The sequence below is a fragment of the Streptomyces acidicola genome, assembly GCF_009377235.1.
In the GTDB taxonomy this organism is placed as follows: Bacteria; Actinomycetota; Actinomycetes; order Streptomycetales; family Streptomycetaceae; genus Streptomyces; species Streptomyces acidicola.
Genome location: NZ_VMNX01000325.1, coordinates 1 through 8,116, shown reverse-complemented (window position 1 = coordinate 8,116; position 8,116 = coordinate 1). Strand labels below are relative to the sequence as shown.

Genomic DNA, 8,116 nt, shown 5'->3' with positions numbered 1-8,116 from the left:
GGGTGGAGCCCCCTTGGCCGGGTTGAAGGGGCGGAGCCCCTGGGATGGGACGGGTAGGGGCGGCGGGGGCGAGGAAACCCCCTCAGCGGCCCGCCAGCGTCACCGCCCTGTCCAACGCCTGCAAGAACCCGTTCACCGTCACCCGGTCCCGCACCGCCAGCCGCAGCCACCCGTCGTCGAGACCGGGAAACGTGTCCCCGCGGCGCACGGCGAAGCCGAGGCCGCGCAGGTGATGCCGCACGCGCGCCGCGCGGGGAAGGCGCACGAGGACGAACGGCCCCTCCGCGGGCTCGGCGACAACGAGGCCGTCGGGGGCGAACTCGCGGAGGCCGGCCACGAGATGGGCACGGTCCGCGGCGATGCGGCGCGCCGCGGACGCCGCCTCCGCGAGCGCCCGCGGCGACACGCACGCCTGTGCCGCCGCAAGCGCAGGGGTGGACACCGGCCAGAGCGGCTGGGCACGTTCCAGTTCACCGATCGTCTCGGGCCCCGCCAGCACGTACCCGATCCGCAGCCCCGCCAGCCCCCACGTCTTCGTGAGACTGCGCAGGACGACGAGACCGGGTACGTCCGACCGCCCGGCCAGAGACTCACGTTCCTCCGGCACCGCGTCCATGAACGCCTCGTCCACGACCAACGTCCGCCCCGGACGGGCGAGTTCGCAGATCAGCCGTGCGGGGTGCAGTACCGACGTCGGGTTCGTCGGGTTGCCGATCACCACCAGGTCCGCGTCCTCGGGCACCGCCGCCGGGTCCAGCCGGAAACCGTCCTCCGGGCGCAGCAGTACCCGGTCGACCGTGTGCCCGGCGTCCCGCAGCGCCGCCTCCGGCTCCGTGAACTGCGGGTGGAGGACGACGGGTTGACGTACCTTCAGGGCGCGGGCCAGCAGCACGAACGCCTCCGCCGCACCCGCCGTCAGCAGCACCCGCTCCACGGGCAGCCCGTGCCGCTCCGCCACCGCCGCCCGCGCGGCCCGGCCGTCCGGGTAGGCAGCCAGGCCGGTCCCGGCCAGCGACTCGGCTATCCGGTCCCGCAGCCACGCCGGAGGCGTGTCCGCGCGGACGTTCACCGCGAGATCGGTGAGCACGGCCCCGTCGTCACGGACCTCGGCGTCCCCGTGGTGCCGTAGATCGTGCCCATCACTGTGCATGGGAGTGCGCGTGCCCTCCGTGCGGGTGGTGATGCCCGTGGTCGTGGCCGTCGTCGTCCGGGTGGTGGTGCGGCTGCTGCGGCAGGCCCACCTTGTCCTCGAAGCCCGGCAGCGCGATCCGGTACACGCACGAGTCGCAGTTCATGCGCAGATCCCCCTTCACCGCCTCCTCGTACCGCTCCATCACCAGGTCCAGCAGCTCCGGCTCCGGACCGATGACGTCGGCCGAGAACACCTCGATCTCGGGGTGCGCGGCCGCCCAGCCCTCGGTCTGCAGCCGCACCCGGTCCGGAAGGACGCCCGTGAAGAGGAAGTAGGGCAGGACGACGATCCGCCGGGCACCCAGCATCGCGCACCGGTCCAGGCCCGCCGGCACGTCCGGCGCCGCCAGCGACACGAACGCCGTCTCCACGCCCGCGTACCCGCGTCCCTCCCACAGCAGCCGCGCCGCCTTGTGCACCTCGGCGTTGGCGTCGGGGTCCGTGGACCCCCGCCCGACGAGCAGCACGGTCACATCGGCCCGGTCGCCCGGCGTACGGCCCCCGGTGCCGCCCAGCGCCTCGTCCAGCCGCCGCTCCAGCACGTTCAGCAGTGACGGGTGCGGGCCCAGCGGACGCCCGTACGCGTACGAGATCTCCGGGTGCCGCTCCTTCTCGCGGGCCAGCGCCGCCGGGATGTCCCCCTTGGCGTGCCCGGCGGACACCAGCATCAGCGGTACGGCGGCGAAGTGGCGCACCCCGCGCTCCACGAGCTCGGTGACCGCCTCGCTGAGCGGCGGCGGCGACAGCTCGATGAACCCGCCCGCCACGGGCAGTTCGGGGTGCCGGAGCCCCAACTCCCGTACGAAGGAACGGAACGCCTCGGCGCCCGCGTCGTCCCGGGTGCCGTGACCGGCGATGAGCAGGGCGGGGGACGGGGGGGTGGTCACGGCTTCTCCTTAGAGACGGGTGGTGCAGGTGATGCGAATAGTGTGATGGGTGACGATACGGGGTGGTACAGCAGGGCGTTCAACGCGGCCGCCGCAACCGCCGAGCCGCCCTTCTCGGAGACGTTGCTGACGGCGGGCAGCCCGCTCTCGCGCAGCGCGGCCTTGGACTCGGCCGCCCCCACGAAACCGACGGGCAGCCCGATGACGAGCGCCGGGTCCGCGTCCAGGGCGAGCAGCTCCTCCAGGGCGGTGGGCGCACAGCCGATCACCCACAGCGCTCCGGGTCCTACCTCCTCGTACGCCAGCCGGACCGCGTGCGCAGAGCGCGTCAGCCCGGGACCCGACTCGGCGTCCTTGAGCCGGCACACGGTCTCGCGGCGTGTGATGCCCGCCGCGACCATCTCCACATCGACGACGACCGGCGCCCCGGCGTGCAGCGCGGCGTGCGCCCTCTCCAGCGTGCCCTCGTCCATGACGAGGTCGGTGGCGTACTCCAGGTCGGCCGCCGAGTGGATCACCCGCTCCACGACCGCTCTCGTCAGCGGCGGGAAGTGCGAGGTGTCCAGGCGGGCGCGTAGCCGCCGGAAGGACTCCTCCTCGATCGGGTGCACGACCCGGTTCCCGGGGAACACCTGGCTCACCGGTCCTCCTCCTGCCAGCGGTAGCCGCGGGGCGTCACCATGCGGCCCGCGATCTCGCGGGTGGCGGTGTTGCCGACGGTCACGACGGTCATCATGTCGACGGTCGCCGGGTCCAGGGACTCCAGGTCCGTCAGACGGCTGGACTCGTCCGCGCGGGAAGCGTTCCGTACGACACCGACCGGCGTCGTCGGCTCCCGGTGCCCGGCAAGGATCGCGAGCGCCTTCGGGAGCTGCCAGTCCCGGCCGCGGCTGCGCGGGTTGTAGAACGTCACGACGATGTCGGCCTCGGCCGCGGCCCGCACCCGCCGCTCGATGACCTCCCAGGGGGTGTGCAGGTCGGACAGGCTGATCGACACGTGGTCGTGGCCGAGGGGGGCTCCGAGGATCGCCCCTGCCGCGAGCGCCGCCGTGACACCCGGCACCCCCACCACGTCGATGTCGTCGGACGCCTCCGCCAGCGCGGGCGACGCCATCGCGTAGACGCCCGCGTCCCCGCTGCCGATCAGCGCGACCGCCTGCCCGCGCCGCGCCTCGGCGACCGCCGTACGCGCCCGCTCCTCCTCGGCGCCGAGCCCGGACTCAAGGATTCGGGTGCCGGGGCGGAGCAGGTCGCGGATCTGGTCGACGTACTGGTCCAGGCCCACGAGCACGGCGGCGCGGCGCAGCTCCGCCCTGGCGCGCGGCGTCAGCAGGTCGCGGGCGCCGGGACCGAGCCCGACGACGGCGAGCCGGCCACGCGCGGGGCGTCGTACGACGGCACAGGTCGCCATGGCGGGCCGCCCGTCCGCGCGCTCCGACTTCCGTTTGGGGACGAGGAGTTCGCCCCCGCGCACCAGGGCCGCGGCCTCGGCCACGGACGGCGTGCCGACGGCGGCGAGCGGCGCGTCCGACGGATTCGGCACGGTCACCTCCGCCAACTCCTCGGCGGTGTACGTCACCACGGGCACCCCGAGCCGTTCGGCCGCCCCGACGATGCCGGGCTCGCCGGCCTTGGCGTCCACGGTGGCCACCTCGGCCACGCTGCGCACGGACAGTCCGGCGTCCCGAAGGGCGCCCTCGACGAGCCCGAGGACCTCGTCGACGGGGGCGCCCTTGGAGGCGCCCACACCGACGACGAGGGTGGGGGGACGGAGGACGACCTCGCGCTCGGCGGGGGCAACCGTCCCGTCGGTGAGGCGGATGACGTACGCCCCCTCGTCCGCCAGTGGCAACGCGGGCAGCGGCCAGGACACCTCCGCCTCCAGCGCGACCGGCTCACCGTCCAGCAGAGCCCGTGTCACCCCCGCGACATCGCCCTCCACGGGCAGCCCGAGCGTGTCGAGGCCCGGCACGCCCACCGCGTCCGTCGCCGTGGTCACGACTGGCTCCGCCCCCAGCAACTCACCTACTTCGCAGGCGAGTTCATTGGCGCCGCCCGCGTGCCCGCCGAGCAGGGACACGGCGAACCGCCCGGCCTCGTCCACGCACACGACCCCGGGGTCGGACGCCTTGCCGTCCAGCAGCGGCGCCACCAGCCGGACCACCGCGCCCGTCGCGAGGAAGCACACCAACTGCTCGCACTCCCCGAACGCCCGCCGCACGGCGTCCCCTACGGGCCCGTCGTACACGCGCGTGCGGTCCGGCCACGCCGCGACCAGCCGGTCACGGGCGGCCGCGCCCGCCGCGGTGGCGGAAATCAGGCCGATCACGGGGCAACTCCTTCGGTACGCGCCGGAGGCCTGACGCCCCACAGCAGGAAAACGGGATTGGTCGCCGCCAGCCGGGTCACGTCACCCGGCAGCGGCGCCAGCCGCGACGACTGCAACAGGACGCCGTCACAGGCGAACCCGGCGCCGACAAGCGCCTCCCGCGCGGCCGGAACCCGGTCGAGCGCCGCCATGGCGACCACCACGGTCCGCCGGGCGCGTCGCGCGCAGGCGGTGACGATGGCGGGCAGTTCGTGCCCCCCGCCGCCGATGAACACGGCGTCCGGATCGTCGAGATCGGACAGCACGGTGGGCGCCGCCCCGTGCACGACCTGTACGTCGACGCCGTGCGCCGCCGCGTTGGCACGAATCCGTTCCACCCCGTCCGGTGTCTTCTCGACCGCGGTGACGGCGGCGCCGAGGCGTGCGCACTCCACGGCCACGGAACCGGAGCCCGCGCCGACGTCCCACACCAGGTCACCGAGGCGCGGACCGAGCCGAGCCAGCGCCAGCGCCCGCACCTCGAACTTGGTGATCATCGAGTCGCGGTGCGCGAACGCCTCCTCGTCCAGGGCCCACCCGGCCGGCCGGGGCGCGGGCCCGGCCACGGTGCGCAGCGGAGCGACCGCCCGCTTCTCGTCCAGGCACAGCACGACGCTCACCGCACCGCCCCACTCCCGGCCCGCGGCACCCCACTCCCGGCCCGCGGCCTCGGCCGGCGTCACCCGCTCGACCCGCTCACGCCGGGGATCACCCAGCGCCGACGCCACCACGAGGACACGCCGACTCGACCGGAGCCCCGCGCCCAGCTCGGCGGGCCCGGCGCCCGGACCCGTCAGCACAGCCACCTTCGGATGCGCCCGGCACACGTTCAGCGCGGTCCGCAGATCGCGCCCGTGCGCGCTCACCACCACCGCGTCGTCCCAGGAGAGTCCGGCACGGGCGAAGGCCGTGGCGACGGACGACACACCCGGCCGTACGTCGAGGCGGCGCGCCCCGAACCGCTGGGCCAGCACCCGGACGATCCCGAAGAAGCCGGGGTCGCCGGAGGCGAGGACGACGATCCGCCGCTCCTCGTCCTTCTCATCCTTCTCAAGGTGTTCCTGGATCGTGTCCAGCGCGGGCGCCAGCGGACCCAGGACGATCCGCTCGACCGTGCGCGGCAGCCCCGTGGCCTCCAGATGCCTCCGCGCACCCACCACCACGTCCGCCCCGGCCAGCGCCTCCTTGGCGTCCGGGGTGAGGGGCGCCCCCGTCCCCGTACCGATGACGGTGATCACGGCGTAGCACCTCGCCGGGCGCCCTCCGCGGCATCGCGAGTGTCCCGCCGCTCCTCACGCAGGGCCTTGCGCGCCGCGGGGTCGGCCTTCCGGTAGCCGTGGAAGTGCCCCGGGTGGTACAGGTGCGAGCGCGTGCCGTGCGCGTCCAGGGCCGGGCCGACCAGGAACAGCGTGTGCTTCCACAGCTTGTGCTCCTTGACGGTCTCCTCCAGTGTTTCGATCGTGCACCTCACGACCAGTTCCTCGGGCCAGGTGGCCTGGTACGCGACGACCACGGGCGTGCTGGTCGGATAGCCGCCCTCCAGCAGCTCCCGTACCAGCTGCCCGCTGCGCGCGGCGGACAGGAAGACCGCCATGGTCGTGCCGTGCCGTGCGAACTCCCGCACCTCCTCACCCGGTGGCATGGGTGTCTTGCCACCGCCGAGCCGGGTCAGCACCACGGACTGCGCGACTTCCGGAATGGTCAACTCGCGCTGGACAAGCGCGGCCACGGCCGAGAAGGACGACACCCCGGGCACGACCTCGGTCGCGATCCCGATCTCGGCACACCGGTCGAGCTGCTCCTGCGTACCGCCCCAGAGAGCGGGATCACCGGAGTGGACACGGGCGACCCGCAGACCCTGCCGCAGCGCCCGCTCGTACACGGCGACGACGTCCTCCAGCGACATGGCCGCCGAGTCCAGGATCTGCGCGCCCTCGCGTGCGTGGTCGAGGACCTCCGCCTGCACCAGGCTGGCCGCCCAGATCACGACGTCCGCCTCCGCGATCGCGAGCGCGGCACGCAGCGTCAACAGGTCGGCGGCGCCGGGGCCGGCACCGACGAAGGTCACCTTGCCGGTGGGGGCATCGGCCATGGGGATCGGTCCTCTCTCGGGCATTGTCCGGCGGGTGGTGAGGGTGGCATGGGCCGACCCCGCACTCGTGTGTTCGTCGCTCACAACTTCCCGCCGCGTCCGCCGTCGCGCCGGGCGGGCGCGATGAGGGTGGAGAGGTAGGGAAGCGGCCCGTCATCGAGCTCGGCGGCGGACCGGATGGACTCGTCGGGCAGCCCGAGTGAGGACCCCCACACGGCGTCCTCGACCCGCCCGGTGTCCCGCAGCGCCTCGGCCACCTCCCGTGCCTGCCGCCCGAACTTGTACGCGACGACCGTGCCCGGCCCGCCCAGCGCCTCCTTCAGCACGGCGGCCCCCGCGGTCACCGGCACGAGCGTCAGCGGCTCGGTCCCCTCGGTCAGTACGGCCCCGGACCGGGCGGCGAGATCCTGCATGGCGGTGATACCGGGCACGGTCTCCACGCCGGTTCCCGGCACCAACTCCACGATGGTCTGGGCGAGATAGGTGAAGGTGGAGTACACGTTCGGATCACCGATGGTGGCGAAGGCGACGGACGAGAACTTCCCGAGCAGGTCGGCCACCCGCCGCCCGGCGGCATCCCACGCGGCCTCGCGCCGCTCCCGGTCGGTCCGCTCGTTGAGCGCGAACACCACCCGTACGACTTTCTCCTCCGGCACGTAGTGCAGCACGGTCGCCTCGGCCCGCCCGCGCTCACCGCCGTCCGTTCCGTCCGGCGCGGCCATGACGGGCACGACGACGACATCGGCGGCCCGCAGAGCGTTGACGCCCTTGACGGTCACCAGCTCGGGATCACCGGGCCCGACCCCGACTCCGATCAACCTGCTGCTCATGACGTCCGGCACCTCTCCACGAACCGACGGGCCACACCGGGCGAGGAGGCCCAGTGGGTGTGCAGATAACTCGCGTGCACACCGTGCTGCACAAAACCTTCGACGCGTTTCTCCGGGGCGCGCACCCCCCAGGCGGGAGCCGCCCCCGCACCCGGCTCGACCACGGTCCGGTGGAACTCGTGCCCACGCATCCGGGTCCCGGCAGCGGCGAGCGAACTGTCGCTGACGGCGACGGCGTCCCGGTAACCGAGGCTGAGACGCCGCGTCATACGGGCCGCCGCGTCGATCACTCCGCACATCGGCTGCCCGTCGAGCTCCCGGCACAGATACAGCAGCCCGGCACACTCGGCGGCCACGGGCGCACCGCCGAGCGCGAGTTCGGCAACGGCCTTGCGGAGGAGTTCGTTGGCGGACAACTCGGCGGCGTACACCTCGGGGAACCCACCTCCGACGACCAGTCCGCCCGTACCGTCGGGCAGCCCCTCGTCACGGAGCGGATCGAAGGTGACGACGTCGGCTCCGGCGGCCGAGAGCAACTCGGCATGCTCGGCATAGGAGAAGGTGAAGGCGGGCCCACCGGCGAGGGCGACGATTGGCCTGTCCGACACCTTCGGTCCGCTTGGCGTGTGAGGCCGGGCAAGGCCGGCACCCTCCAGCCCGTCATGGGGGTCCCCCCTGCTCGAGCGAAGCCGAGAGCTTGGGGGAGTTTGAGGACGAGGCCGTTCGGGCCGATACGGGGGTTCGGGGG

Annotated in this window: 7 protein-coding genes and 1 pseudogene; all 8 read right to left on the bottom strand. The window is 73.8% G+C overall.

The window, feature by feature from the left end; all coding sequences use genetic code 11:
* Positions 1-82: 82 nt before the first annotated feature.
* The gene (cobC, locus tag FPZ41_RS42310; protein ID WP_152869690.1) at positions 83-1,150 is read right to left on the bottom strand and encodes an Rv2231c family pyridoxal phosphate-dependent protein CobC; all 1,068 of its coding nucleotides are present in this window, start codon (positions 1,148-1,150) and stop codon (positions 83-85) included.
* A complete protein-coding gene (locus FPZ41_RS42305) occupies positions 1,140-2,078 on the bottom strand; it encodes a sirohydrochlorin chelatase (RefSeq protein WP_322621434.1) in 939 nt (312 codons plus the stop codon). The genes cobC and FPZ41_RS42305 overlap by 11 nt, the downstream gene beginning before the upstream one ends.
* Positions 2,075-2,719: a precorrin-8X methylmutase gene (locus tag FPZ41_RS42300; RefSeq protein ID WP_322621433.1), complete on the bottom strand. Its 645-nt coding sequence runs from the start codon at positions 2,717-2,719 to the stop codon at positions 2,075-2,077. Before FPZ41_RS42300 ends, FPZ41_RS42305 begins: the two co-directional genes overlap by 4 nt.
* Positions 2,716-4,407: a precorrin-3B C(17)-methyltransferase gene (gene cobJ / locus FPZ41_RS42295; protein WP_322621432.1), complete on the bottom strand. Its 1,692-nt coding sequence runs from the start codon at positions 4,405-4,407 to the stop codon at positions 2,716-2,718. The genes FPZ41_RS42300 and cobJ overlap by 4 nt, the downstream gene beginning before the upstream one ends.
* A complete protein-coding gene (gene cbiE / locus FPZ41_RS42290) occupies positions 4,404-5,684 on the bottom strand; it encodes a precorrin-6y C5,15-methyltransferase (decarboxylating) subunit CbiE (protein ID WP_322621431.1) in 1,281 nt (426 codons plus the stop codon). Before cbiE ends, cobJ begins: the two co-directional genes overlap by 4 nt.
* Complete coding sequence (gene cobM, locus FPZ41_RS42285; protein WP_152869686.1) at positions 5,681-6,538, bottom strand: precorrin-4 C(11)-methyltransferase; 858 nt, start codon at positions 6,536-6,538, stop codon at positions 5,681-5,683. The genes cbiE and cobM overlap by 4 nt, the downstream gene beginning before the upstream one ends.
* Before the next feature lie 80 nt (positions 6,539-6,618).
* On the bottom strand, positions 6,619-7,368 hold the full coding sequence (gene cobI, locus FPZ41_RS42280) for a precorrin-2 C(20)-methyltransferase (protein WP_152869684.1): 750 nt from the start codon (positions 7,366-7,368) through the stop codon (positions 6,619-6,621).
* A pseudogene (locus tag FPZ41_RS42275) lies at positions 7,365-8,116 on the bottom strand (cobyrinate a,c-diamide synthase); the annotation flags it as partial. The gene cobI and the pseudogene FPZ41_RS42275, both read right to left, overlap by 4 nt.